Genomic DNA, 25,999 nt, shown 5'->3' on the forward strand with positions numbered 1-25,999 from the left:
CCAGTTCGCCGCGTTGATCAAGAAGCTCGCGCTCGGCCGGATGGACGCAAGCTTCTTGATCAACGGGGGCGGATCGGGGGGTGGGTAGGATGCCGGGCTGTGCGTGTTTTGTTGTTGGGTAGTGGCGGGCGGGAGCATGCGCTTGCGCTTGGCCTCGCCGAGGACGCGTCCGTTTCGGAGCTGATCGCGGCGCCGGGCAATCCGGGGATCGCCAGGATCGCGCGGCAGCAGCGGCAGGTCGACCTCGCGGATCCGGCCGCCGTGGCCGGACTGGCCGTGGAGGTCGCGGCGGACCTGGTCGTGGTGGGTCCCGAGGCGCCGCTCGTGGCGGGCGTGGCCGACGCGGTCCGGGCCAAGGGCATCGCGGTCTTCGGGCCGAGCGCCGAGGCGGCCCGGTTGGAGGGCTCCAAGGCGTTCGCCAAGGACGTGATGACCGCCGCTGGCGTACCCACCGCTCGCGCGTACACCTGCACGGACGCCGAGAGCGTCGGCAGGGCACTTGACGAGTTCGGTGCGCCGTACGTGGTGAAGAACGACGGACTCGCCGCCGGTAAGGGCGTCGTGGTGACCGACGATCGCGCTCGGGCCGCGGCGCACGCCCGGGAGTGCGGCCGGGTGGTGATCGAGGAGTACCTGGCCGGTCCCGAGGTCTCGCTCTTCGTGGTGACCGACGGCGAGGCGGCGGTGCCGCTGCTGCCGGCACAGGATTTCAAGCGGGTCGGCGATGGCGACACCGGGCCGAACACCGGCGGCATGGGCGCGTACGCCCCGCTGCCCTGGGCGCCTGCCGGCCTGGTCGACGAGGTGATGCGCGATGTGGTGCACCCGACGCTGGCCGAGATGCGCCGCCGGGGCACCCCCTTCGCCGGCCTGCTCTACGTCGGGCTGGCGATCACCGCGGCCGGTCCCCGGGTGATCGAGTTCAACGCCCGCTTCGGCGACCCGGAGACCCAGGTGGTGCTGGCCCTGCTGGAGACGCCGCTGGCCGGGCTGCTGCACGCCGCGGCCACCGGCACGCTTGCCGAACACCCGCCGCTGCGGTGGCGCTCCGGTGCCGCCGTGACCGTGGTGGTGGCCGCCGACGGTTACCCCGCCAAGCCGCGTACCGGTGATGTGATCACGGGCGCGGAGCGTCCGGGGGTCGTCCACGCCGGCACCGCCCGCCGGGCCACCGACGGCGCGTTGCTCTCCGCCGGTGGCCGGGTCCTCTGCGGTACGGCAACCGGCGCGGATCTGGCCGCCGCCCGCGACGCCGCCTACGAGTTGGTACGCGGTATCGAGCTGGCCGGTTCGCACCACCGCTCGGACATCGCCGCTGCCGCCATCGAGGGCCGGATCGTCCTGCCGGCCTGACCGGGATCGGGGGCCGGATCGTCCTGCCGGCCTGATCGACGTCGTGGTGATCGGCGGCCGGATCATCAAGCGGGCCCGACCGGTGCCGCCGGTGCCGGGCCCGACCGACGGTGACGAGCAGGCCCCCGGGTTCGACGCGATCTTGGCTGGTCAGTCCAGCCGGGATCAGCCGATCGGCCACCGACGGGCGTTGACACCCCGTGTCACGATCATCGTGTCCGGCGGCCGGTACGAGCCGCCGGCCACGGGGAGGAGGACGCGGTGACCGATTTTCTCGGCGCGGCGCTGAGCTTTCCCACCGTGCTGTTCAGTTTCCTGCTGGTGGTCGTCATCGGCTACTGGCTGCTGGTGTTGACCGGCGTGCTGGATCTCGGTGACGACCTGGACGTCGACGGCGTACCGGGCACGGTCCTGGCCGGTCTCGGCCTCGGTGGTGTGCCCAGCGCAGTCATCTTCTCCCTGCTCGTCGCGGTCGCCTGGTTCGTCAGTCTCGCCGGCACCGCGCTGCTCGACGGCCTCGGCTTCGGCTCGGGCACCCGGATTCTCGTCTCGATCGGTGTCCTGCTGGCCGCCGCGGCCTGCGCGTGGTTGGTGACCCGACTGGTCGCGGTGCCGCTGAGCCGGCTTTTCCCGGCCGAGTCGGACGCCACCCGCAACGCCTTCGTCGGCCGCCTCTGCGTGGTCCGCACCGGCACGGTCACCGCCGACTTCGGTCAGGCCGAGGTGACCGCTGCCGACGGTTCGTCGGCGGTGGTGCAGGTCCGGCAGCCGGGCGAGGAGAAGATGCCGGCCGGCAGCTCAGCCTTGATCTACGACTACGACACCGAGGGCGAGTTCTTCTGGGTGATGCCTGCCGGGCCCGCCTTCGACCCCCTGAGACACCCTCCCGAATAGCCGCCCCTGGTGAACGCGCCGCCTGCGGATCACCCCGACGTCAACCCGCGGGGCAGCCGGAACAAACCCCCATAGCCGGCCTGTCCCTTGCTGTCCCTTGTGACCCCTCGAAAGGAGGATGCGCGGCGCCTCCGCCTGGCCCCTCCGCCGGCCGTCACCGCCCGCGCGCCCAGTCATGGATGTCATCACCACCGGAATAGGTGTACTCCTCGCCGTCGTCCTGCTCGTCGCGCTCGGCGTGGTGTTCATGGTCAGTCGGTTGTTCCGCAAGGTCGAACAGGGCAAAGCGCTGATCATCTCCAAGATCCGGCGGGTCGATGTGACCTTTACCGGCGCGGTCGTGCTGCCCGTACTGCACAAGGCCGAGATCATGGACATCTCGGTCAAGACGATCGACATCGAACGGACCGGCAACGAGGGCCTGATCTGCCGGGACAACATCCGCGCCGACATCCGGATCACCTTCTTCGTCCGGGTGAACAAGACCATCGAGGACGTCGTCAAGGTGGCGCAGGCGATCGGCACCGCGCGGGCCAGCGACCGGGAGACGTTGCAGGAACTGTTCAACGCGAAGTTCTCCGAGGCGCTGAAGACGGTCGGTAAGCAACTCGACTTCGTCGACCTCTACACCAAGCGGGACGAGTTCCGGGACCAGATCATCCGCGTCATCGGCACCGACCTCAACGGCTACAGCCTGGAGGACGCGGCGATCGACTTCCTGGAGCAGACGCCGATGGCGCAGCTCGACCCGAAGAACATCCTCGACGCCCAGGGCATCCGGAAGATCACCGAGCTGACCGCGATCGAGCACGTCCGGACCAACGAGTTCCGACGCAACGAGGAGAAGGAAATCACCCGCCAGAACGTCGACGCCAAGGAGGCGATCCTCGAACTGGAGCGGCGGCAGGCGGACGCGGAGGCCAAGCAGCAGCGCGAGGTCGAGACCGTGCGGGCCCGCGAGCAGGCCGAAATCACCCGGGTACGCGCCGAGGAGCGGCTGCGGGCGGAGACCGCGAACATCCGTACCGACGAGCAGTTGGGCATCCAGCACGAGAACCGGGCCCGGGAGATCGCGGTGGCGGAGAAGAACCGCGAGCGGGTCATCGCCATCGAGACCGAGCGGATCGAGAAGGACCGCCTGCTGGAGGTCATCGGTCGGGAGCGGGAGACCGAGCTGAGCACGATCTCCAAGAACAAGGAGGTCGAGGCCGAGAAGCGGGCCATCGCCGAAGTGATCCGGGAGCGGATCGCGGTGGAGAAGACCGTGGCCGAGCAGGAGGAGAACATCAAGCGGCTGCGGGTGGTCGAGGAGGCCGAGCGGACCCGCCAGGCGGTGGTGATCCAGGCCGAGGCAGAGGCGCAGGAGAACCTGGTCAAGGACATCAAGGCGGCGGAGGCCGCCGAGGCGGCGGCCAAGCACAAGGCCCGCGAGGAACTGGTGCTGGCCGAGGCGCGGCAGCAGGCCGCCGAGCTGGACACCCGGGCGAAGATCCGACTGGCCGAGGGCATCCAGGCCGAGACCGCCGCGGCCGGTCTGGCCGAGGTGCAGGTGCAGGAGCGCAGCGCCGAGGCGATCGAGAAGGTGGGTCGCGCCGAGGCCGCCGTGGAGCGGGAGAAGGCGGTGGCCGCCGCCGAGGCGGTGCGCGAGAAGCTGAAGGGCGAGGCCGAGGGTCTCACCGAGAAGGCCGCCGCGATGGCCGCGTTGGACGACGCCACCCGGGAGCACGAGGAGTACCGGCTGCGCCTGGAGTTGGAGAAGGAGGTCCGCCTGGCCGGGCTGGACACCCAGCGGCAGGTCGCCGAGGCACAGGCGACGTTGGTGGCCACCGGCCTGGAAAAGGCGAACATCGACATCGTCGGCGGCGACAGCGTCTTCTTCGACCGGCTGCTCAGCTCGATCTCGTTCGGTAAGAGCGTGGACGGTTTCGTGGCCCACTCCGACGTGGCGAAGAGCCTGGCCAAGCCGTGGCTGGACGGCAGCGCCAGCTTCACCGACGACCTGGCCCGGATGGTCGGCTCGTTGAACAGCGCCGACGTGCAGAACCTCACCCTGTCGGCGTTCCTGGCGCAGCAGATCCGCGCTGGCGGTGCCGACCAGGGCAAACTCCAGGAGCTGCTGAAGGCCGCGCAGCGTCTGGGTGTGGCGGAGACCCCGGTAGCCGCCCTGACCGGCTCGCGGCAGCGCGCCGGTGAGTGAGCCGATCGCCGGTCCGGCCGCTGTCGGGCGTACGCCCGGCGACGCCGGACCGGCCCCGGCCGACGCGGAGGTGACGTCGAACGGTGCCCAGCCGGGGCTGGACGACGGCAGCTACGAGGTGCTGCGCCGACGGCTCGCCACGCAGGCGGCCGAGCTGGCCCAGCGGGCCGAGCGACTCAACGCCCGCCGGCTGGAGGTCTTCGGCAGCACCCAGCTGCGGCTGCTGAGCACCGAGCGGATCCGCACCGAGCACAACTGCGTACCCCGGGACATCGTCTCGGTCGGCGGGCTGATGCTCTTCGGCTACAACGTCTTCATCGGCCTGAAGCCGGAGACGACGGTCGACGACGTCTTCTCGCTGCACCGGTTCGTCCGCGAGTCCGGCGGAACCGGCGAGCCGGACGGCACGGCGGCGTTCCGGTTCGACGAGGCCGGCCACGACGAACTGCCCGGCCTGCTGCGCCACCCGCAGTTCGTCCGCGACTTCGCCGAGCTGTACCGCTACTACCGGCAGGCCCGGCTGCTGCAACTGCGCCGGGTCGACGGCCGGCTGCTGGCGGTGTTCCAGACCGGGCCGCGCACCGAGGACATCCGGGTGCTGCGCTGGCAGGTGGGCGTCGACGGGATACCCGAGTACCTGGACAGCCGGGGCGAACGGGATCACGTCTTCCCGCCCAGCCACGACTTCGAGTGGATCGAGACCACCCGCGAGGATCACGTCCTCGGCCGGCATCCGCACATCTCCATCGACGGCGAGGTCTTCGTCGAGACGGTGGGCGGCACGCTTACCGTCAAGGTGGAGAACAACACCGAGGTCGGCGAGGGCATCTACAGCGAGCCGGTGGACGAGCCGTTGCAGAGCCTGGCCGACGCCGACGTGCACTGGGCCCGGGTGGGTCCGCTGATCCTGATGCGGCTGCGGCCGTACAAGGAGAACCAGTGGCGACACCTGGTCTTCAACACCCTCAGCCGGGAGGTGATCCGGCTCGACGGCATCGGCGTCGCCTGCCAGCGGCTACCCGACGACCACGGCATCATCTTCCCGGGCGGCTACCACCTGGCCACCGGCGTGACCCGCACCTTCGAGACCGAGGTCGCCGACCTGGAGTTCGAGCGGGTGGTGCGGTCGCCGAACGGCGAGGACGTGCTCTACGTCTTCCACGCCCGCGCCGACGGCCGCTCGCTGCTGCTGCCGTACAACGCGATCCGCAAGGAGGTGGCCGCTCCGATCCCGGGTCACGGGTTCTCGCTCTTCGACGACGGGACGCTTGTGGTGTTCCGGGCGGTCTCCGAGGAGCCGACCCGGGTCCACCCGATGCAGATCTGGCAGACGCCGTACGTCTCCGACGCGCACGCGGCCACCCAGCCGGCAGGTACCGGGCCGCTGGAACGGGTCGGCAACGCGGACCTGGTACGCGGCATCTCGGACGCGCTCTCGGTGACCCGGATGGTCGACGGCACCGCCACCGCCGAGGTGTACGAGGCGCTGATCGCCGCCTGCGCCCGGATCGCCGACCACTACCACTGGCTCGGCGAGGACGACCTCGGTGACCTGGCCACCCCGCTGACCGGGCTGCGGCGTACCGCCACCGCCGTGCTTGAGGAGCACGAGAAGGTTCGTACGCTCACCGAGCGGGCCAGCGCCGAAGTGGACGCCAGCGCCGAACAGATCGCCTCGCTGGCCCGCCGTGCCCGGGGCGAGGCACCACTGACCGCCGACGACTGGGTCGCCCAGCTCGGTGGCCTGCGCCGGGCACGCGGGCACCTGGAGACGCTGCGTGAGTTGCGCTACGTCGACCAGAACCGGATCGACGAACTGGCCGGCCGGCTGGACGAGGAACTGGCGGTGGCCGGCCGGCGGGCGGTGGAGTTCCTCCGCCGGGACGAGGCGTTCACCGGCTACCAGCAGGAGGTGGAGCGGCTCGCCGGGCGGGCCGCCGAGATCGGCACGGTGGCCGAGGCCGGCACCGTCGGCGACGAGCTGGCCGCGCGTACCGAGGGTTTGCAGACCATCACCGACGTGGTGGGTGGGCTGGACATCGCCGACGCCACGGTACGTACCGGCATCCTGGGCCGGGTCGGCGAGGTGCTGGGCGCGGTCAACCGGGCCCGAGCCGTGCTGGACCGGCGGCGCCGGGAACTGGCCGCCGCCGAAGGGCGGGCCGGCTTCGCCGCCGAGTTCGCCCTGCTCGGCCAGGCGGTGACCGGCGCGCTGGCGGCGGCGGACACCGCCGAACGCTGCGACGAGCAACTCGGCCGGCTGCTGCTGCGGGTGGAGGAGCTGGAGTCCCGCTTCGGTGAGTTCGACGACTTCCTCGCCGAGCTGTCCACCCGGCGTACCGACATCTACGAGGCGTTCTCGTCGCGCAAGCAGGCACTGCTTGACGAGCGGTCCCGGCGGGCCGACCGGCTGGTCGCCTCGGCCGATCGGATCCTGGTCAGCGTGCAGCGGCGCACCGGCACGCTTGGCTCGCTGGACGAGATCAACACCTACTTCGCGGCCGACCCGATGGTGGGCAAGCTGCGTACGGTGGTCGAGGAACTGCGTACCCTCGGCGACTCGGTCCGGGCCGAGGAGCTGGACGGCCGAATCCGCGCCGCCCGCCAGGAGGCCGGGCGTGGCCTGCGCGACCGCCTCGACCTGTACGCCGACGGCGGCGAGACGATCCGGCTGGGCCGGCACCGCTTCGCGGTGAACACCCAACCGATCGACGTGGCGGTGGTGCCGCACGACGGCCGGATGGCGGTCGCGGTGACCGGCACCGACTACCGCGCCCCGGTGCGCGACGAGGAGTTCCAGCAGACCCGCCGGTTCTGGGACCAGTTGCTGGTCTCCGAGTCGGCACAGGTGTACCGGGCGGAGCACCTGGCCACCACCATCCTGGCCGCCGCCGAGGCAGGCCGCGACGGGCTCACCCTGGACGCGCTGCACGCCGCAGCGGTGGACGCCGACGAACTGCGCGAGCTGGTCCGGCGGATCGCCGAAACCCGCTACGACGAGGGGTACGAACGCGGCGTGCACGACCACGACGCCGCCGAGATCCTGCGGGTGCTGCTGCGCCTGCACGCCGGCGCCGGCCTGCTGCGCTACCCGCCGGCCGACCGGGCCGCCGCCCAACTCTGCTGGCGGTACGGCGTCGACGAACCGACCCGCGCGGCCTGGACCGCCCGGGCCGCCTCGTTGGCGCGGGCCCGCAAGCGGTTCGGTCGCCCGGACGGCGAGGACGCCGCCGACCAGCTCTGCGGTCAACTGGCCGAGGCGATCGAAGGCTTCCTGCACGACGCCGGCCTGCCGACACCGGCCGGCGGCACCGGGCTGGCCGGCGAGTACCTCTTCGAGGAACTGTCCGCACCGCCGGTGCGGTTCATCACCGGCGGCGGGGCGCGGACCATGCTGGACCGGTTCCGCCGGGCGCTCGGCGGCCCGCAGTCGCGGTCGTCCCGGGAATTCGACGACGACCTGCACGCCCTCGGCGCCGATCTGGCCGGCCGCCACCAGCTGGTGGCAGCGTGGCTCACCGCCTTCCTGGCCACCGATGACGGCGGCCTGTCCGGGTACGACCTGCCGGAGGCGATCGCCGTCGAGCTGTGCGGCACCGAACTGCCCCGCGAGGACAGCGCCGCCACCATCACGGAGACCGTCGGCGGGCTGCTCGGCGCGCACCCGCGCATCGAGGGCTCCACACTCGACGTACGGCTGGACGAGACGCTGGCCCGGACCCGGGCGTTCCGCACCGAGCTGGTCCCGGCGTACCGGGACTACCAGCGGCGACGCAACGCCCTGGTGGACGCCGAGCGGGACCGGCTGCGGCTGGAGGAGTACCGGCCGAAGGTGATGAACGCCTTCGTCCGCAACCGGCTGCTCGACGAGGTGTACCTGCCGCTCATCGGTGACAACCTGGCCCGGCAGCTCGGCGCGACCGGGGACGGCAAACGGGTCGACCAGTCCGGCCTGCTGCTGCTGATCTCACCGCCCGGCTACGGCAAGACCACCCTGATGGAGTACGTGGCCAGCCGGCTCGGCCTGGTCTTCGTCAAGGTGAACGGGCCGGCTCTGGGTTCGAAGGTCACCTCGCTGGATCCGGCCGAGGCACCCGACGCGACCGCCCGGCAGGAGGTGGAGAAGATCTCCTTCGCCCTGGAGCTCGGCAACAACGTGCTGCTCTACCTGGACGACATCCAGCACACCAACCCCGAGCTGTTGCAGAAGTTCATCTCGCTCTGCGACGGGCAGCGCCGGATGGAGGGCGTCTGGGCGGGTCGCACCCGCACCTACGACCTGCGCGGCAAGCGCTTCGCGGTGTGCATGGCCGGCAACCCGTACACCGAGTCGGGGCGGCGGTTCCGGATCCCGGACATGCTCGCCAACCGGGCCGACGTGTGGAACCTCGGCGACGTGCTCTCCGGCCGCGAGGAGGTCTTCGCGCTCAGCTACGTCGAGAACGCCCTCACCGCCAACCCGGTGCTGGCACCGCTTGCCAGCCGGGACCGCGCCGACCTGGAACTGCTGGTCCGGATGGCCCGGGGCGACGACTCCGTCCGCGCCGACCAGCTGTCCCACCCGTACCCGCCGGTGGAGTTGGAGCAGATCGTCTCGGTGCTGCGCAAACTGCTCCGGGTACAGCAGGTGGTGCTGGCGAACAACCAGGCGTACATCGCCTCGGCGGCGCAGTCCGACGACGCCCGTACCGAGCCACCGTTCCAACTTCAGGGCTCGTACCGGAACATGAACAAGCTGGCCGAGCGGATCGTCCCGGTGCTCACCGACGACGAGCTGGAAGCGGTGATCGACGACCACTATCTCGGCGAGGCGCAGACCCTGGCCTCCGGCGCCGAGGCGAACCTGCTCAAGCTCGCCGAGCTACGTGGCCGGCTCACCCCCGAGCAGGCCCGCCGCTGGGCCGAGGTGAAGGACGCCTTCCAGCGCTCCAAGGCGCTCGGTGGCACCGGTGACGACCCGGTGGACCGGGCCGTCGGCGCCCTCGGCCTGCTCGCCGACCGCGTCAGCACGGTGGCCACCGCCATAGTGAAAGGAAGGGCCCCTTATTAACGCCTCAGGTATAGGAGGGTCCCCCTTTTAACGCGTGCCGCGTGCCGCGTGCCGTGCCGCGTGCCGCGTGCCGCGACCGCCGCGTGCCGTGCCGCGTGCCGCGTGCCGCGACCGCCGCGTGCCGTGCCGCGTGCCGCGTGCCGCGACCGCCGCGTGCCGTGCCGCGTGCCGCGTGCCGCGACCGCCGCGTGCCGTGCCGCGTGCCGCGTGCCGCGACCGCCGCGTGCCGTGCCGCGTGCCGCGTGCCGCGACCGCCGCGTGCCGTGCCGCGTGCCGCGTGCCGCGACCGCCGCGTGCCGTGCCGCGTGCCGCGTGCCGCGACCGCCGCGTGCCGCGCTGGTGGTGGGCGGGTCGAGGGTCGATTCGGTATGTCCTGAGTGGACTACATCGTGCAACAATCCCGGTGTCCGGCGACCCAGACAGCAGCCGGCGACACGGGGGACACGTCGTGCTGATCCGAAGGACGCTCGCGGTGTGCGTCGCCGCGCTGATGCTGCTCGCCGCCGGTGCGGTGCCGGCCCAGGCGGCCACCGTCGATGCCACGTACAACATCTGGACCTGGAATGTGGCGGGTTGGACGATGCATCGGGGCTCGACCACGAACGGCCTGATCCCGGCCTTGTCCAACTCGATCCGCAACCGCAGCGCGCACTTTGCCGCACTCAACGAGCTGTGCTGGAGCCAGTACAAGGCGGTGCAGGCCAACCTGCGCAACTCCGGCTGGCCGCAGGACGTGGAGAACTTCTCCCGGTTCGAGCCGCACAACGACACCGCCTGCGGCGGCGAACCGTTCGGGCTGGCCATCTTCAGCAAGGCGCCACTCGGCTCGGCCAACCGGTACGCCCTGGCCGCCGACGGCAGCCGGGAGACCCGCAAGCTCCTCTGCGCGCCGCTGGAGGCCCGGCCCAGGATGCGCTTCTGCACGACCCACATCACCCCCTCCAACGAGGTGATCAACGGCCAGAAGGTCAACGAGCGGCAGTTGGGCGAGGTGTTGAGCCGGCTGGAGACGTTCCACGGCAACGGTGAGACGGTTGTCATCGCTGGGGATTTCAACGCCCAGCCCAACTACGGCCGGCTGGACGGGTGGTACGCGGCCAGCCTGAACCATCCGAACAACACCAACAACCGGGGTGCCTACCGGGAACTGGACGACACCGAGTCGACCTGCTACGGCTACGGCGAGAAGACTCAGGAGGCCGGCGACCTCGGGCCGTGCGGCCAGGTCAAGAAGGTCGACCTGATCTTCGTCCGGCAGAACAAGATCGTCGGTAGCTACCAGGGCGACTCCCTGGCCATCGCCACCAGCTGCGGCGGCCCCTGCTCGGACCACCGGATCCTGATCGGAACGGTCACCGTGTCGGTCACGGTCTGACCCGCCCGCGTCTGCGCCGCTCAGCCGCGGTCAGCCGTAGTAGCGGCGTAGCTCTCGAGTAAGTACCTTGCCGGTGGCGTTGCGCGGCAGATACTTGACGAAGACGACGTCGCGGGGCACCGAGAAGCGGGCGAGGTAGTGCCGGACGTACTCGCGGACCGCGTCGGCGTCGAGGGTCTCGCCGGGGCGCAGCCCGAGGAAGGCGGCGAGCCGCTGGCCGTACTCCGGGTCAGGTACGCCGATGACGGCGGCCTCGCGTACCTGGGGGAGTTGGGCGAGCAGCTGCTCGACCTCGGAGGGGAAGACGTTCTCCCCGCCGGAGACGATCATGTCGTCGGCCCGACCGTCCACGAAGAGCAGCCCGTCGGCGTTGACCCGGCCCAGGTCGCCGGTGTTCAGCAGGCCGTCGTGGCGTTCCCGATCGGAGCCCGAGGTGTAGCCCTCGAAGAGCATTTCGTTGCCGACGAAGATCCGGCCCACCCGGCCGCTGGCCACCGGCTCGCCGGCATCGTCCAGAATCGCCAGCCGGGTGCCGTGCGGTGGCCGCCCGGCGGTGGTGGGTGCGGTACGCAGATCGGCGGGGGTGGCGATGGAGGCCCAGGATGCCTCGGTCGAGCCGTACAGGTTGTAGAGCACGTCACCGTAGCTGTCCATGAACGCCGACGGGAGGCCGCCGGGCAGCGCGGACCCGCTCACCGCCACCACCTTCAGCGGCGGGCGGGGCTCCGGCGCGGGCACCTCCATCAGCCGTTGCAGCATCACCGGCACCGCGAACAGCGCCTGGCAGCGGTGCCGTACCAGGGCGTCCAGGGTGGCAGCCGGATCGAAGCGCCGGTGCAGCACGATGGTGGCGCGCAGTGCGAAGCAGACCTGAAGGGCGGCGTACCCCCAGGTGTGGAAGACCGGCGCGGCGATCATGACCCGGTCCCGGGCGTGCAGCGGGATCCGGTCGATGATGGACACCAGCGGACCGAAGCCGCTCGGGGTGGGCCGGCGGGCGCCCTTCGGTGCCCCGGTGGTGCCGGAGGTGAGCACGATGATCCGGCCGTCCCGCTCGGGCGGATCCAGCTCACCGGGCAGCGCGGTACGGATCAACTCATGCCGGGCCCGCTCGTTGAGGCGGTGCAGCTCGGCCGGCAGCCCGAGGGCCCGTTCGGCGAACTCGTCGTCGTGCACCAGCACCCGCAGCTGCTGTTCCTCGGCCACGGTCGCCAGCTGCGCCGGGGAGAGACCGGTGTTGACAAGTACGGCATCCGCGCCGAGCAGGGTGGCGGCGACGACGGTCTCGATGAGGCCGGAATGGTTGCGACCCAGTACGCCGATCCGGTCGCCGGTCTGGACGCCCAGGCCGGCACGCAGGGCACGGGCGAGCCGTACGGAGCGGTCCAGCAGTTCGGCGTACGTCAGCTCGGCGTCCTGCTCATCGATGAGGGCGACCCGGTCGGGGTCCCGGGCGGCTGCCTGCCGAAGCTCACCGGCGAGACTCCACCCCCACTTCCGTAGCGCGCTGAGCTGGGACGCGACGCGGATCGGGCGGCCCGGGGTGAGCAGGCCACGGCGGGTCAGCGTGGCGACGATGAACGGCAGGTCCATACCCGCGTACCTCCTTCGCCGGTGTGGGCGGGCGGGCGGTAACACCGGCGACTGCCTGTCACCCGGCGAGCGCATCGGGCGGTCACCGGGGCGACCGCCCGACGATCAGCGAATCTGCATACCCGAGATCGAGCGCGAGATCACCAGGCGCTGGATCTCCGAGGTGCCTTCGAAGATGGTGTAGATCTTGGCGTCCCGGTACCACCGCTCGACCGGGTGGTCACGCAGGAAACCCGCTCCGCCGAGCAGTTGGACCGCCTTCTCGGTGACCGAGACGGCGACCTCGCCGGCCTTGAGTTTGGACATCGAACCCTCGCCCGCGGTGAACGGCCGGTTGTTGCGGCCCATCCAGGAGGCCCGCCAAACCAGCAGCCGGGCGGCGTCGATCTCCATCTTCATGTCGGCAAGCGCGAAGGCGACCGCCTGGTTGGTGATGATCGGCCGACCGAACTGGACGCGCTCCTTGGCGTAGTCCAGGGCGTACTCGTAGGCGGCCCGGGCCACGCCGAGCGCCTGCGCGCCGACGGTGGGCCGGGACAGCTCGAAGGTGCGCATCGCGGCCTGCCCGGTGGCGCGCTGCCCGGACCGGACGCGGGCCAGCCGCTCGTCCAGCGCCTCCTTGCCGCCGAGCAGGCACCGCCCCGGCACCCGTACGTCGTCGAGGAAGACGTCCGCCGTGTGCGAGGCGCGTAGGCCCAGCTTGCGCAGCTTGCGGGTGGCGCTCAGCCCGGCCGTGCCCGGCGGTACGACGAATGCGGCCTGTCCCCGCGATCCCAGTTCCGGCTCGACCGAGGCGGTCACCACGTGCACCCCGGCGATCCCGCCGTTGGTGGCATACGCCTTCTGCCCGCGCAGCACCCACTCGTCGGTCGCCTCGTCGTAGCTGGCCCGGGTGCGCATCGCGGCGACGTCCGAGCCGGCCTCCGGCTCCGAGGAGCAGAACGCGGCCACGGCCGGTGAGTCGGCGTCGCCGAAGCACTGCGGCACCCACTCGGCGAGCTGGTCGGGGGTGCCGGTGCCGAAGATCGCGGCGACCGCGAGGGAGGTGCCGAAGACGCTCAGGCCGATGCCGGCGTCACCCCAGAACAGCTCCTCGCTGGCGATCGGCAGCGACAGCCCGGTCGGGTCGGCCCAGCAGGTGGCGAGGAACTCGAAGCCGTAGAGGCCGACCTTTGCCGCCTCCTGGATGATCGGCCACGGGGTCTCCTCCCGCGCGTCCCATTCGGCGGCGGCCGGGCGCACGACCTCGGCGGCGAAGCCGTGCACCCAGTCGCGTAGATCCCGCTGTTCCTCGTTCAGGTCGAGCGAGAACTCGGCCATCTCAGGCCTTGGGGATGTCGAAGAGGTTGGCGATGTTGGCGGCCAGGCCCAGGTCACCCTTTGCCTTCAGCTTGCCGGTCATGAACATCATGACCGGGTTGGCGCCACCGGAGACGATCTTCAGGAAGTCGACCGGGCCCAGCGTCAGGCTCAGCCGCGGGTCGTGCTGCGGGGTCTCGTTGACCGTGCAGGTGCCGTCGGCGACGACCACCTCGTAGGTGTCGGTGCCGCCATCGGGAGCGCCGGTGATGTTCCAGTGGATGACCGCGTTGGTCGAGCCGGCCCGGTCGGCGCGGAACAGCTGCGGCATCCGGCCGAAGACCTCGCCGAGAATCTTGCCGCGCAGGTCGCCCGACATCACCTCGGCCAGCTTGCTATCCGGGGTGTTCTTGACGAGCTGGGCGAACTCCTTCGGGCCGACGTTCGCAAAGTTGGCCGGGTCGAAGTCAGTCATGTGGGATGCACCTCTCGGACAGTGGCTACTCATGCGTAACCTTACGTACCAGTAGGTATGCTCGCAAGGTGGCCAGCACGCCCGCCTTCAAACGCCTCCCCCGGGCCGTACGCGAACAGCAGATGCTCGACGCCGCCGTCCGAATCTTCTCCCGGCACGGCTACCACGGTGCCAGCATGGACGAGATCGCCGAGCGAGCCGGCATCTCCAAGCCCATGGTCTACGCGTACCTGGGCACCAAGGAAGAACTCTTCGTCGCCTGCCTGCACCGCGAAGGCACCCGGATGATGGAGGCCATCGCCGGGGCAGCCGCCCCCGACCTGCCCGCCGACGAACGACTCTGGCGCGGCCTGCGGGCGTTCTTCGGCTTCGTCGGCGCGCACCGGGACGGCTGGGCGGTGCTGTACCGGCAGGCCCGGGCCGAGCGCGCGTTCGCCGACGAGCTGACGGTGATGCGGGCGAGCATCGTCGAGGTGGTCGCCGGAATGCTCGACCACGCGCTGCGCGCCGAGGGCCGCGAGGTGGCCGAGACCGAACTGGAAGTGATCGCGTACGCCCTGGTCGGTGCGACCGAATCGCTTGCCGACTGGCTGGCCGACCACCCGGAGGCCGACCCGGAAAAGACCGCCACCCGGATGATGAACGTGGCCTGGCTCGGCGCGGCCCAACTCCTGCACGGCACCACCTGGAACCCACCTGCGGTGTAAGGAAGGGCCCCTTTTTAACGCCTGGTGTAGAGGAAGGGCCCCCTTTTAACAAAGTGCGCCGCGCAACGCCGACGAGTGCGCCGAGCAACACGCGCCGAGCAACACCGACGAGTGCGCCGAGCAACGCTGACGAGTGCGCCGCGCAACACTTACGAGTGCGCCGACGACGGCCGCGTCAACGCCTCCCACGAGCCCGGGCCCGGCGATGGGCCCGGTGGCGCAGCCAGCGAACCAGCTCCAGCAGCAGGGTGACCATGATCGACAGGCCGACCCCGGCCAGGATCCCGGCCAGCGGATCACGCTCGAAGGCCAACCCACCGAAGAGGCCGAGCAGGATGCAGTACAACGCCCAGGAGGCCGTACCCATCAGGTCGAAGAGGAGGAAGGAGCGCAGCGGGTAGCGGACCGCGCCCATGGTCAGGGTGACAGCGGTCCGCCCGCCGGGCACGTAACGGGCGGCGGTCAGGATCATGCCGCCGCGCCGGTCGACCGCCCGCCGGGCCCACTCCGACCCGGCCCGCCGCCGGCTGTCCCCCGGAGCGCGGTCCAGCCGACCCGACCCGCCGACGCGGCCGATTGCGTACGAGATGTGGTCGCCGCTGAGCGCGCCGCTGGTGGCTGCCAGCGCCACCAGCACCAGGTTCGGCTCACCTCCGGTGGCGAGAACGGTGACGGTGATGACTGCCGCCTCTGCCGGCACCAGCGGGAAGAAGGCGTCGACGGCGGCGAGTCCGAACAGCAGCAGGTACACCGACGGTGAGGTGAGCGTGTGCCGGAGCAGTTCGAGCGCGGCCTCCATGACTCCCATGCTCCGGGCACAAGCCGTTAATAAGGGGCCCTTCCTCTACACCAGGCGTTAATAAGGGGCCCTTCCTTCTCCTCGGCCGTGGGGCCGTGGGAGGTGAGCAGCACGGGGGTGTCGAGCGCCTCGGCGACGGTCCGTGGCCAGTCGGTGGGTGGGGCGTCGTCGTAGCGCGGGCGGGCGCGCAGCAGGCGGGCGGTGAGCGCGGCCTGCCGGTCAAGGTCGCCGGGCGGGCCCGGATCGAGCCGTTCCAGGTTGTCGTAACGGCGGCAGATGCGCAGGTCAAGACCGCGATCGGCGAGATCCAGGTGGGTCAGCGCCAGGCCGTCCACCCCACCGGCGACGGCCAGGGCGTACGCGTGGGCGACAGCGTCGAAGTGGCCGAACCGGAAGCGGCCCTGCCACGGGTTTGTCGGATTGTGCGGGTCGGCCAGCGGCAGTGCCGGGTCCTCGGTGACCAACGGGCCTGGCCCGTGCCGGGTGGTGACGGTGCGCAGCACGCCGATCCGGGTTGCCGCTCCGGTGAATCCGGCCTCGGTGAGCAGGGACTCCGCGTTGGCGAAGGTGGTGGTGCTCCAGGTCGTGTACGGGTGGAAACCGTGCCATTCGTCCAGTAGCACCCCCTGCGCGCCCTCGAAGACGCACGGACCGGCCCGCAGCGCCCCGGCCAGCCAGGTCCGGTCGACGATCGCCACCCGCTGCGCGAAGGCCCGGTACGCCGGCAGGCAGTCGGCGACCGGCGGGGCGTCCAGCGGGCCGAGTTCTGCGGTGAGCCGGTCCCGCAGGGCGGTCAATCGGCGGCGCAGCAGTTCCGGGCGGTGGCAGTCCGCCACCCGGGGCGCCTCGGCGGGGTGGGCGAGACCGTACGCGACGGTCTCGCCCACCCCCAGCCCGCAGGAGCCGTGCCGGTCGGCGCCGCGGGCCAGCTCACGCGCCCGGTTGGCGGCCCGGTGGTACGGGGTGGCCAGCAACGCCTCCCCGTCCACGGTCAGCCGGTCGAGCGCGTCGGGTACCCCGACGGTGGCGAGGTGATCGGCCTCGGTCGCCAACGCCAGCGGGTCCACCACCACGTGCCGGGACAGGTGTGTCCGTACGCCGGGGCGGAAGGTGCCGGCGCCGAACTGTGCGAACGTGTGGTGCCGGCCATCGCGCAGGACGACGTTGTGCGCCGCCTGCGCGCCTCCGTTGAACCGGACCACCGTGTGCACCGGCCGGTTGGCGCAGAGCCAGTCCACGACGGTGCCCTTGCCGGCGTCGCCGTACCCGAGGTCGACCACGATCGCGTGCTCCCCGCGCCCGCCGCCGGCCGACCCGCCGGCCGACCCGCCGGCCGACCCGCCGGCCGACCCGCCGGCCGACCCGCCGGCCGACCCGCCGGCCGACCTGGCCGGCACGGCCGATCTGGTCGGCATGGTCGATCTGGTCGGCATGGTCGATCTGGTCGGCATGGTCGATCTGGTCGGCACGGTCGACCTGGGCGGCACGGCCGACGGCACGGTCGACCCGCCGCTGGCCGCCGGGGCGACCAGCGGCCGGCTGGCCGTCGGGGTCGCCGCGCGACCTGCCAGCATTCCCGTCAGGGTGTCGGTCACAGCCGGACCACTCCGCTGCCGCTGCCCCGGGTGGTGGGCAGCTCCGCCACCTCGGTCCGCCGGGTCCCGTTCAGCCGGACCAGCGCCTTGGAGACGGTGTCGGTGGCGGTCGACCCGGCCCGGTCGAGGTCCCGCAGACCGGTGTCGAGATCGATCGCCTCCTCGCCGAGCCCGACGGTGAGGGCGATGGTTTCGCAGACCGCGTCCAGGTCGTCCAACTCCAGGGTGTGCTGGCCGAGCAGACCGCGCCAGAAGTCGAGCACCTTGCGGTTGCCCGCGTAGTGGCTGCCGGCGGGGAGCAGATAGTAGGTGTCCCAGCGGCGGGTCACCTCGTCGACGAGTTGCCGTAGCGGCAGGTCCTCGCGCGGGCCGGCGCCGATCAGCCGGGCCACCTCGGCGGCCTTCACCTTCGGGTACGCCAGCTCGTCGCCGATGATGAAGAGGTAGCCACGGCGGCCCCGCTTCTCCCAGCGGTCGGTGACCGTGTGTCGGGCCATGAAGTAGAGCGCCAGCTCGTACGACTCCATCATCTGGCCGCCACCGCCGCCCTCCAGCACGATCCGGCCGAGGTCGTCGTCCATCCGGTTGTCGGACTCGAACTGTCCCACCTGCAACGGCACCCGGTCGCAGGTCGCGTCGCCGATCGCGCCGAACATGATCTGCGGGTCGCGGGCGTACCCTTGGCGGAGCAGCAGCCCGAGCAGCTGCGGCAGCTTGGCCTGGAGGGTACGGGGTACGTGCCCCATCGAGCCGGTGACGTCGAAGAGCACGGCGATGGGGGTCGACTGCGGGTGTTCGGCCGAGTCGCGGCTCTCCCGCACCGCCTCGCGCGGGTCCAGTGCCGGGTGCACCTTTCGGGCACCGCTGTCGCTGTAGGAGAACGCGCTGGTGCCGGTGGCCCGGCGGTACCGGTCGGCGGCGTCGTACACGTCGGTGGACCACATTCCACTGCCCATGGCAGCCTCCTTACGGGTTGAGGGTGAAGGGTCGGAAGGTGCGCGGGCCGTAGAGCCGGTGCAGCACCTCGTCGAGCTCGCCCAGCAGGCGCCAGGCGTCGTCGGGGCGGGCGCGCAGGACACGCGACCGGCAGCCCCGGGCGAAGGCGAGGAGTTCACGGGGCGCGTGCCGGCCCATCAGCCAGGTCATGCAGCGGGCCGCCATCGCCAGGTCGGTGCCCGGCCCGCACGGGCGGCGGTCGGTGACCTCGGCCGGGTACCAGTCCTGGTGGTCGGGGACCAGCGCGGGCACGACACCGCCGGGTTCGGTCGAGAAGCACCAGTCGACAAGCACCACGCCGTGCTCCTGCGGCTCGATAAGCACGTGCGGCGGCAGCACCGCGCCGTGCACCACGCCGGCCCGGTGGGCCAGGCCGAGCGCGACCAGCAGCCGCCGCCACATCCAGGCCACGTCGCGGGCGTCCAGCCCGTCCGGGTACGCGCGCCGCACCTCGACCAGGCTGTGCAGGTTCGGCGCGGTGGCGAGCACGGTGATCCGCCGCTCGGCTCCGCTTGTGGCCTCCCGGTGGGTGAAGCTGTCGACAAGCCGGGGGACGTAGGGCAGCCAGCGTGGGTCGCCTCGCTCGGCGAGCCGGCGTAGCGCGTCCTCCTCGCGGGTCATCAGGTCGTTGTCGCGCGGGTCCCGGGGCAGCTTGAGCAGCCGGTCGGCGCCGACGTCGTACAGGTCGGCGAGGTCACCGGAGTACGCCGGCCGGCCGCATCGGTAGCCGCGCAGCACGGTACCTCGGCGGGCCTGCCAACGGTTGGTGACCTGGACGAATGCCTCGGTGGCCGCGGCGCGGACACCCGGCCCGACCCAGTTGAGCCGGTCGGGATGCAGCACCGCGACCAGCGCCCGGTAGCGGCGTTCCGGCTCGTCGGCGCCGAACAACTCGTCGTCGTTGCGGGCGGTGTGGACCAGGCGGATCGCTTCGTCGGTCCTCATCGCGCCGTCTCCTCCCGGGCGGGACGCAGCAGCGCCGGGTGCAGCAGTCGGGCGTCACCGGCCCGGTAGAGCCGGGCGCGCGGACCGCCCCGGCTGCCGCCGCGCTCGGTGCTGGCTCCGGTGCTCTCCACGAATCCCGGCACGGAGAGCACTTTGCGGTGGAAGTTGCCGGCGTGCAGCGCGTGCCCCCAGACCGTCTCGTAGACCCCGCGCAGGTCGCCGATGGTGAACTCGGCCGGGAGGAAGCGGGTGGCCAGCGGGGTGTACTCCAACTTGGCGCGGGCCCGCTCCAGCCCGTCGTCGACGATCCGGCGGTGATCGAAGGCGAGCTGTCGACTGGTCAACTCGGTGACCGGCACCCACTCCGCCTCTTCGGCGTCGGTGCCGGCCGCCGCGTCCGGTAGGTCGGGCGCGAAGGCGAGATGGGCGACGGAGACGACCCGCATCCGCGGATCGCGGTCCGGCGTGCCGTAGCTCGCCAACTGTTCCATGTGGACGCGGTTGAGGCGTTCACCGCCGAGCCCGGTCTCCTCGGCCAGTTCCCGGCGGGCGGCGGCGGCCAGGTCCTCGTCCGGCCGGACGAAGCCGCCGGGCAGCGCCCAGTGGCCCGCGTACGGCTGGCCGCCGCGTCGGATCAGCAGCAGGTGCAGCGCGGCCTCCCGGATGGTCAGGGCGACCACGTCGGCGGTGACCGCCACGGCTGGGAAGGCGCTCGGGTCGTACGCGGCGAGGAAGTCCTGCTCGTTCACGGCAATCACTCTCACTTTGAGAACATCTCTAGGTGAGAACAACTTAGCGCGAAAAGAAGGGCCGGGCAAGTGCCCGACCCTTCCGGTGTCTCCCGGGGCCTGTTGTCAGGTCCTCAGCGGACGGTGCCCAGCAGGTGCGGCCGACCGCGCCCGTCGTGCAGCGCGAAGTCCCAGTCGGCACCCTCCGGTGTGGCGCTGAAGGCGACCGTGCTGGGCAGCGGCACCGGCAGCTTGAACGCGACGTTCACCGTGTACGCCTCGGGTAGCCGGTTCTCCAGGGCGGCCAGGCAGCGGGCCTTGCTCCACATGCCGTGCGCGATCGGCCGGGGGAAACCGAGCAGTCGCGCACCCAGCCGCGACGTGTGGATCGGGTTGTGGTCACCGGAGACCCGCGCGTAGTCCGTACCGACCCGGGGCTCGACCCGCCAGCGGGCGGTGGCGGCCGGCGGCGCGGGCCGCTCGCCCGGGTCGCGCCGCCCGCCCTCGCCGGAGCTGCGCTGCCGGCCGAGGTACGTCGAGACGCCGCGCCACACCTGCACCCCGTCGACCGCCCCGACGAGTACGACGTCCACCTGCCGGCCCCGGTCGTGCGGGCGCAGGTTCTCCGCCCAGGCGGTGAAGTCCAGCCGGTCCGCGATGCTGATCGGCCGGTGCACGGTGATCCGGTTGGCGACGTGCACCACTCCGGTCAGCGGAATCGGGAACTCCGCTGCGGTGATCAGCCGCAGCGCCAGCGGAAAGCCCATGACGTGCGGGAAGGTCGCGGGCAGCCGATCGGTGAGCCGGAACCCGCACACCCGGTCGTAGTCGGCCAGCCGGTCCGGGTCCACCGCCACCCCGCCCACGGCCAGCTCCAGCGCCGGTACGCCGTCGCCACGCCGGCCGCCGATCCCCGGCACCGCGCCCAGCAGCGCCCGCCGGTACAGCGGACCGGTCGCCGGCAACCCCGGCAGCTCGATCCGCTCCCGCGTCGCCGGCTCACCGGTCGTGCGCTCGGCGTGGTCGTCCTCGCCGCGTACGGACGACAGGATCTCCGGCGTGAGGATCTCCGTCGGGCCGTCGATCAGCTCGCCGACCGACAGCTCCTCGTCCGGTTGGTCGCCGCGCTCGCTGCGGGTCATCACGCCCCCAGCAGGCTCTGGCCGCAGACGCGGACCACGTTGCCGCTGACCGCGCCGGAGGCCGGCCAGGCCAGCCAACCGATGGTCTCGGCCACGTCCACCGGAAGCCCGCCCTGGGAGAGGCTGTTCATCCGGCGACCCGCCTCGCGCAGCATCAGCGGAATCCGGGCGGTCAGCCGGGTCTCGATGAACCCGGGCGCGACGGCGTTGACGCTGATCTCGCGGTCGCGCAACGCGGGCGCGAGCGAGTCGACCAGCCCGATCACACCGGCCTTGCTGGTGGCGTAGTTGGTCTGGCCCCGGTTGCCGGCGATCCCGGCGATCGAGGAGACGCCGACGAGCCGGCCGCCGGCCGGGATCAGCCCACGCTCCAGCAGCAGGTCGTTGATCCGCTCCTGGCTGGAGAGGTTGACGTCGATGACCTGGTCCCAGCGCTCCGCGTCCATCCGGCCGAGGGTCTTGTCCCGGGTGATGCCGGCGTTGTGCACCACCACGTCCACCCGGCCGTGCCGGCTGACCAGGTAATCGGCGAGCCGGTCGGGCGCGTCGGCGGCGGTCAGGTCGAGCTGTACGGCGCTGCCGCCGATCTCGTTTGCCACCGCGGCCAGCTCGTCACCGGCGGCCGGGATGTCCAGCGCCACCACGGTCGCACCGTCCCGGGCCAGCACCCGGGCCAGCGCCGCGCCGATGCCCCGGGCCGCGCCGGTGACCAGCACGATCTGCCCGTCCAGCGGGCGGTCCCAGTCGGCCGGCGCGGTCGCCCGGCCGGCACCGACCCGGATCACCTGACCCGAGACGTACGCGGACCGGCCGGAGAGCAGGAACCGCAGGGTCGACTCCAGGCTGGTCCAGGTGCCCTGGTCGGCGTTGCGGGTGACGTAGACCAGCTGCGCGGTGACGCCCCGGCCGAACTCCTTGCCGATGCTGCGGGTCAGCCCTTCCAGGGCCCGCTGGGCGGTCGCCTCGCGCGGCGTGTCGCACTCGGCCGGCGGGGTGCCGAGCACGATCACCCGCCCGCTGGGCTGCACCGAGCGGGCCTGCGGGTGGAAAAAGTCGTAGAGCTGACGCAGACCGGTCGAATCGGTGATACCGGTAGCGTCGAAGACGAGGGCGGCGCTGGTGGGCGTACGACCGGTTGTCGGGTCGGGCACGGCGGTGGCCGGATCGCGCAGGGCGAGCCCGGCGGCGGCCAGGATCTTGCCGACCGGATCGGTGAGCCGGCCGCCGGTGGCGGCACCGAGCAGCACCGGCCCGGGGAGAATCGGCTCGCCGGGCGCGTGCCGGCGCAGTCGCGGCGGATCGGGCAGCCCGAGGCGCTTGACGAGCGCCCGACCGGCGCCCGACTGGACGAAGCTCGCGTACCTGTCGGTCATAGGCGTAGCCTACTGGTGAGTAAGGTGCGGGCAACACTTTCGAGGAGGCGAATCGTGCAGGACGTTCGACGGGTCGCGGTGATCGGCGGCAACCGGATCCCCTTCGCCCGCTCCAACTCGCGGTACGCAAGCGCCTCCAACTCCGACATGCTCGGCGCCGCCCTGGACGGGTTGATCGCCCGGTTCGGCCTGGCCGGACAGCAGGTGGGTGAGGTGGTCGCCGGTGCGGTGCTCAAGCACTCGAAGGACTTCAACCTCACCCGCGAGGTGGTGCTCGGCTCGAAGCTCGACCCGCGCACCCCGGCGTACGACATCCAGCAGGCCTGCGGCACCGGTCTGGAGGCGGCCATCCTGGTCGCCAACAAGATCGCCCTCGGGCAGATCGAGGTGGGCATCGCCGGTGGCGTCGACACCACCTCCGACGCCCCGCTCGCGGTGAACGAGGATCTGCGCCGCACCCTGCTCAGGCTCAACTCCGCCCGCACCCTCGGCGAGCGGCTCAAGATCGCCGCGAAGCTGCGCCCGGCCCAGCCGTTCAAGCCGGAGATCCCGCGCAACGCCGAGCCACGTACCGGGCTCTCCATGGGCGAGCACGCCGCCCAGACGGCGCTGCGCTGGAACATCGACCGGCAGGCGCAGGACGAGTTCGCGCTCCGCTCGCACCAGCGGCTGGCCGCCGCGTACGACAAGGGGTTCTTCGACGACCTGATGACCCCCTACCTCGGGCTGACCCGCGATGCGAACCTCCGCCCGGACACCACGCTGGAGAAGCTCGGCGCGCTGCGGCCGGTCTTCGGTGCCAAGGGCCCGGACGCCGAGCGGGCCACCATGACCGCCGGCAACTCCTCGCCGCTTACCGACGGCGCCTCCACCGTGCTGCTGGCCAGCGAGCAGTGGGCGCGCGAGCACAACCTGCCGGTGCTTGCCTGGTTCTCCTGGTCGGAGACGGCCGCCGTGGACTTTGTGCACGGTGACGAGGGGCTGCTGATGGCACCCACGTACGCGGTGCCCCGGCTGCTCGCCCGCGCCGGCCTGACCTTGCAGGACTTCGACTACTACGAGATCCACGAGGCGTTCGCCGCGCAGGTGCTGGCGACCCTGGCCGCCTGGGAGTCTGCGGAGTTCTGCAAGGACCGGCTCGGCCTGGACGCCCCGCTGGGCAGCATCGACACCGACAAGCTCAACGTGAACGGCTCCTCGCTTGCCGCCGGGCACCCGTTCGCCGCCACCGGCGGCCGGATCGTGGCCACCCTGGCCAAGCTGCTCGCCACCAAGGGCAGCGGGCGCGGCCTCATCTCCATCTGCGCCGCCGGCGGCCAGGGCGTGACCGCGATCCTCGAACGCTGAGAGCCCCTACTTACACCCCGCTCGCGGCTGGCCGGTGAACTCCTGCCCCGTCACCCGTCCTCACCCCTGAGCGGGAACCGTCACTGCCGGTGAGGGGCGGTCGAGTGCTGGCTGGCGGGTGCCGGAGAATGGGCGGGTGACGACGATCCCGAACGTGCTCGCCCACCGGTACGCCTCGCCCGAACTGGTCGCCCTTTGGTCGCCGGAGGAGAAGATCCGGCTGGAGCGGCAGCTCTGGCTCGCCGTACTCCGGGCCCAGCGGGACCTCGGCGTGGCAGTGCCCGACGGGGTGGTCGAGGCGTACGAGCGGGTGCTGCACGAGGTTGATCTTGACTCGATCGCGGCGCGCGAGCGGGTGACCCGGCACGACGTGAAGGCGCGGATCGAGGAGTTCAGCGCGCTGGCCGGGCACGAGCACGTGCACAAGGGGATGACCTCGCGGGACCTCACCGAGAACGTCGAGCAACTCCAGGTGCGCCGGTCGCTGGAGCTGATCCGGGACCGGGTGGTGGCGACGCTGGTCCGGCTGGCCTGGCACGCCCACGAGTACGCGGACGTGGTGATGGCCGGTCGGTCGCACAACGTCGCGGCGCAGGCGACCACGCTGGGTAAGCGCTTCGCGTCGGCCGCCGAGGAGCTGATCATCGCGTACGAGCGGCTGACCGACCTGATCGAGCGTTACCCGCTGCGGGGAATCAAGGGGCCGGTGGGTACCGCCGCCGACCAGCTGGACCTCTTCGACGGCGACGCCGAGAAGGTGGCCGAGCTGGAGCGGCGGGTGGCCGAGCACCTCGGCTTCCACCGGGTGCTGGACAGCGTCGGGCAGGTCTACCCGCGTTCGCTCGACTTCGACGTGCTCTCCGCGTTGGCGCAGACCGCCGCCGCGCCTTCGTCGCTGGCCACCACGATCCGGCTGATGGTCGGTCAGGAGCTGGTCACCGAGGGTTTCAAGCCGGGGCAGGTCGGCTCCAGCGCGATGCCGCACAAGATGAACACCCGCTCGTCGGAGCGGGTGAACGGCTTCGCCGTGATCATCCGGGGGTACCTGTCGATGGTCGGCGAGCTGGCCGGCGACCAGTGGAACGAGGGGGACGTCTCCTGCTCGGTGGTCCGCCGGGTGGCCCTGCCGGACGCCTTCTTCGCCGCCGACGGGCTGTTCCAGACGTTTCTCACCGTGCTTGACGAGTTCGGTGCGTACCCTGCGGTGATCAACCGGGAGTTGGAACGCTTCCTGCCCTTCCTGGCCACCACGAAGATCCTGGTGGCGGCCGTGCGCCGGGGCGTCGGCCGGGAGACCGCGCACGAGGCGATCAAGGAGCACGCGGTAGCGGTGGCCCTGGCCATGCGCGAGCGGGCCGCTGCCGAGAACGACCTCTTCGACCGCCTGGCCGCCGACTCTCGCCTCAACCTCAGCCGCGCCGAGATCGACGCGCTGGTCGCCGACCGGGCCGCCTTCACCGGTGCCGCCCCCGCCCAGATCCAGGCGGTAACCGCCCGCATCACCAAGATCGCCCAGTCCCACCCCCAGGCCACCACCTACACCCCACCCCCCATCCTCTGACCCACCCCCACCCCTCGCCGGCCGCGTTGATCAAGAAGTTCTGGTCAGGGTTTCGGCGGCGGACCGAGGCGCAGACCCGGGGCCGGCGGGGGACGGCTGGGTCAGGGGTTGGGGGTTTCGGCGGAGGTGCGGAGGGTGGGCGCGCTGGCGGGCTCGGCGATGCCGCCGGGTTCCTCGGCGATGGCCGGTTCCTGGGCGGTCTCCGCCGCGACGATCGGCTGATCCGGGGGCATGACGTCGGGAGTCTTGGGCACCGCGATCACGGCGGTGCCGTAGGCGCAGATCTCCATCCACATCTCGCCGCAGTCGCGGCTGTCGAACCGCATCCCCACCACCGCGTTCGCGCCGAGCCGCCGGGCCTCCTCGCCGAGCCGGGCCACCGAGTCGGTACGCCACCGGGTGAGGTTGTCCGGCGCCATCGGGTCGTACGCGCCGCCGCGCAGGTTCTTCACGCCCTCGCGGTACGGGTTGCGGGTTCTGGCCATCGAGGAGACCACTTCGCCGAGGATCTGGCGGATCTCGTAGCCGGGAAGTTGATCCGTCGTCACGACCAGCACGTTTCGATGCTGG

General features: G+C 71.7%; 19 protein-coding genes. 8 read left to right on the forward strand and 11 right to left on the reverse strand.

Translation table 11 applies throughout. The features are described from left to right. Positions 1-99: 99 nt before the first annotated feature. From purD to QQG74_RS00800, 5 genes are all read left to right on the forward strand, one after another. Positions 100-1,353 carry a phosphoribosylamine--glycine ligase gene (gene purD / locus QQG74_RS00780; RefSeq protein WP_341718382.1) on the forward strand — a complete coding sequence of 418 codons (1,254 nt, stop codon included), beginning with the start codon at positions 100-102 and terminating at the stop codon, positions 1,351-1,353. A 261-nt stretch (positions 1,354-1,614) separates the two neighbouring features. Next, entirely contained in the window at positions 1,615-2,247 is a 633-nt protein-coding gene (locus QQG74_RS00785; RefSeq protein WP_341718383.1) for a hypothetical protein, read from the forward strand. 175 nt (positions 2,248-2,422) lie between these two features. Continuing rightward, complete coding sequence (locus QQG74_RS00790; protein WP_341718384.1) at positions 2,423-4,444, forward strand: flotillin family protein; 2,022 nt, start codon at positions 2,423-2,425, stop codon at positions 4,442-4,444. Then, on the forward strand, positions 4,437-9,494 hold the full coding sequence (locus QQG74_RS00795) for a DNA repair ATPase (protein ID WP_341718385.1): 5,058 nt from the start codon (positions 4,437-4,439) through the stop codon (positions 9,492-9,494). Before QQG74_RS00790 ends, QQG74_RS00795 begins: the two co-directional genes overlap by 8 nt. A gap of 490 nt (positions 9,495-9,984) precedes the next feature. Next, positions 9,985-10,869, forward strand: a complete 885-nt coding sequence (locus QQG74_RS00800; RefSeq protein ID WP_341721089.1) for an endonuclease/exonuclease/phosphatase family protein — start codon at positions 9,985-9,987, stop codon at positions 10,867-10,869. A gap of 30 nt (positions 10,870-10,899) precedes the next feature. Here the strand turns inward: QQG74_RS00800 and QQG74_RS00805 are convergent, their stop codons facing one another. From QQG74_RS00805 to QQG74_RS00815, 3 genes are all read right to left on the reverse strand, one after another. Further along, positions 10,900-12,462: an AMP-binding protein gene (locus QQG74_RS00805; RefSeq protein WP_341718386.1), complete on the reverse strand. Its 1,563-nt coding sequence runs from the start codon at positions 12,460-12,462 to the stop codon at positions 10,900-10,902. Between the two features lie 105 nt (positions 12,463-12,567). After that, a complete protein-coding gene (locus QQG74_RS00810) occupies positions 12,568-13,782 on the reverse strand; it encodes an acyl-CoA dehydrogenase family protein (protein ID WP_341718387.1) in 1,215 nt (404 codons plus the stop codon). A 1-nt stretch (position 13,783) separates the two neighbouring features. Then, complete coding sequence (locus tag QQG74_RS00815) at positions 13,784-14,236, reverse strand: SCP2 sterol-binding domain-containing protein (protein ID WP_341718388.1); 453 nt, start codon at positions 14,234-14,236, stop codon at positions 13,784-13,786. A gap of 68 nt (positions 14,237-14,304) precedes the next feature. On the opposite strand from QQG74_RS00815, the gene QQG74_RS00820 reads away from it, so the two are divergent. After that, positions 14,305-14,943, forward strand: coding sequence for a TetR/AcrR family transcriptional regulator (locus tag QQG74_RS00820; protein WP_341718389.1), 639 nt, complete (start codon positions 14,305-14,307; stop codon positions 14,941-14,943). 175 nt (positions 14,944-15,118) lie between these two features. Here QQG74_RS00820 and QQG74_RS00825 read toward each other — a convergent pair whose 3' ends face one another. From QQG74_RS00825 to QQG74_RS00855, 7 genes are all read right to left on the reverse strand, one after another. Next, on the reverse strand, positions 15,119-15,742 hold the full coding sequence (locus QQG74_RS00825; protein WP_341718390.1) for a DedA family protein: 624 nt from the start codon (positions 15,740-15,742) through the stop codon (positions 15,119-15,121). A 26-nt stretch (positions 15,743-15,768) separates the two neighbouring features. Then, complete coding sequence (locus QQG74_RS00830; RefSeq protein ID WP_341718391.1) at positions 15,769-17,316, reverse strand: adenylosuccinate synthetase; 1,548 nt, start codon at positions 17,314-17,316, stop codon at positions 15,769-15,771. Between the two features lie 17 nt (positions 17,317-17,333). After that, entirely contained in the window at positions 17,334-18,293 is a 960-nt protein-coding gene (locus QQG74_RS00835; RefSeq protein WP_341718392.1) for a hypothetical protein, read from the reverse strand. A gap of 10 nt (positions 18,294-18,303) precedes the next feature. Next, a complete protein-coding gene (locus tag QQG74_RS00840; protein WP_341718393.1) occupies positions 18,304-19,278 on the reverse strand; it encodes a serine/threonine protein kinase in 975 nt (324 codons plus the stop codon). Further along, the gene (locus QQG74_RS00845; protein WP_341721090.1) at positions 19,275-20,033 is read right to left on the reverse strand and encodes an NUDIX domain-containing protein; all 759 of its coding nucleotides are present in this window, start codon (positions 20,031-20,033) and stop codon (positions 19,275-19,277) included. Before QQG74_RS00845 ends, QQG74_RS00840 begins: the two co-directional genes overlap by 4 nt. A gap of 107 nt (positions 20,034-20,140) precedes the next feature. Further along, a complete protein-coding gene (locus QQG74_RS00850) occupies positions 20,141-21,148 on the reverse strand; it encodes a MaoC/PaaZ C-terminal domain-containing protein (RefSeq protein ID WP_341718394.1) in 1,008 nt (335 codons plus the stop codon). Further along, positions 21,148-22,521, reverse strand: a complete 1,374-nt coding sequence (locus QQG74_RS00855; RefSeq protein WP_341718395.1) for a 3-oxoacyl-ACP reductase — start codon at positions 22,519-22,521, stop codon at positions 21,148-21,150. The genes QQG74_RS00850 and QQG74_RS00855 overlap by 1 nt, the downstream gene beginning before the upstream one ends. Before the next feature lie 54 nt (positions 22,522-22,575). Here QQG74_RS00855 and QQG74_RS00860 point away from each other — a divergent pair, with 54 nt between their 5' ends. Both QQG74_RS00860 and purB read left to right on the forward strand, forming a co-directional pair. Then, positions 22,576-23,868 (forward strand): acetyl-CoA C-acetyltransferase, encoded by a 1,293-nt coding sequence (locus QQG74_RS00860; RefSeq protein ID WP_341718396.1) that lies wholly within the window; start codon positions 22,576-22,578, stop codon positions 23,866-23,868. 136 nt (positions 23,869-24,004) lie between these two features. After that, on the forward strand, positions 24,005-25,429 hold the full coding sequence (purB, locus tag QQG74_RS00865; RefSeq protein ID WP_341718397.1) for an adenylosuccinate lyase: 1,425 nt from the start codon (positions 24,005-24,007) through the stop codon (positions 25,427-25,429). 101 nt (positions 25,430-25,530) lie between these two features. Here the strand turns inward: purB and QQG74_RS00870 are convergent, their stop codons facing one another. Continuing rightward, positions 25,531-25,986, reverse strand: coding sequence for a YbjQ family protein (locus QQG74_RS00870; RefSeq protein ID WP_341718398.1), 456 nt, complete (start codon positions 25,984-25,986; stop codon positions 25,531-25,533). Between the last annotated feature and the right edge of the window lie 13 nt (positions 25,987-25,999).

The sequence above is a fragment of the Micromonospora sp. FIMYZ51 genome, assembly GCF_038246755.1.
In the GTDB taxonomy this organism is placed as follows: Bacteria; Actinomycetota; Actinomycetes; order Mycobacteriales; family Micromonosporaceae; genus Micromonospora.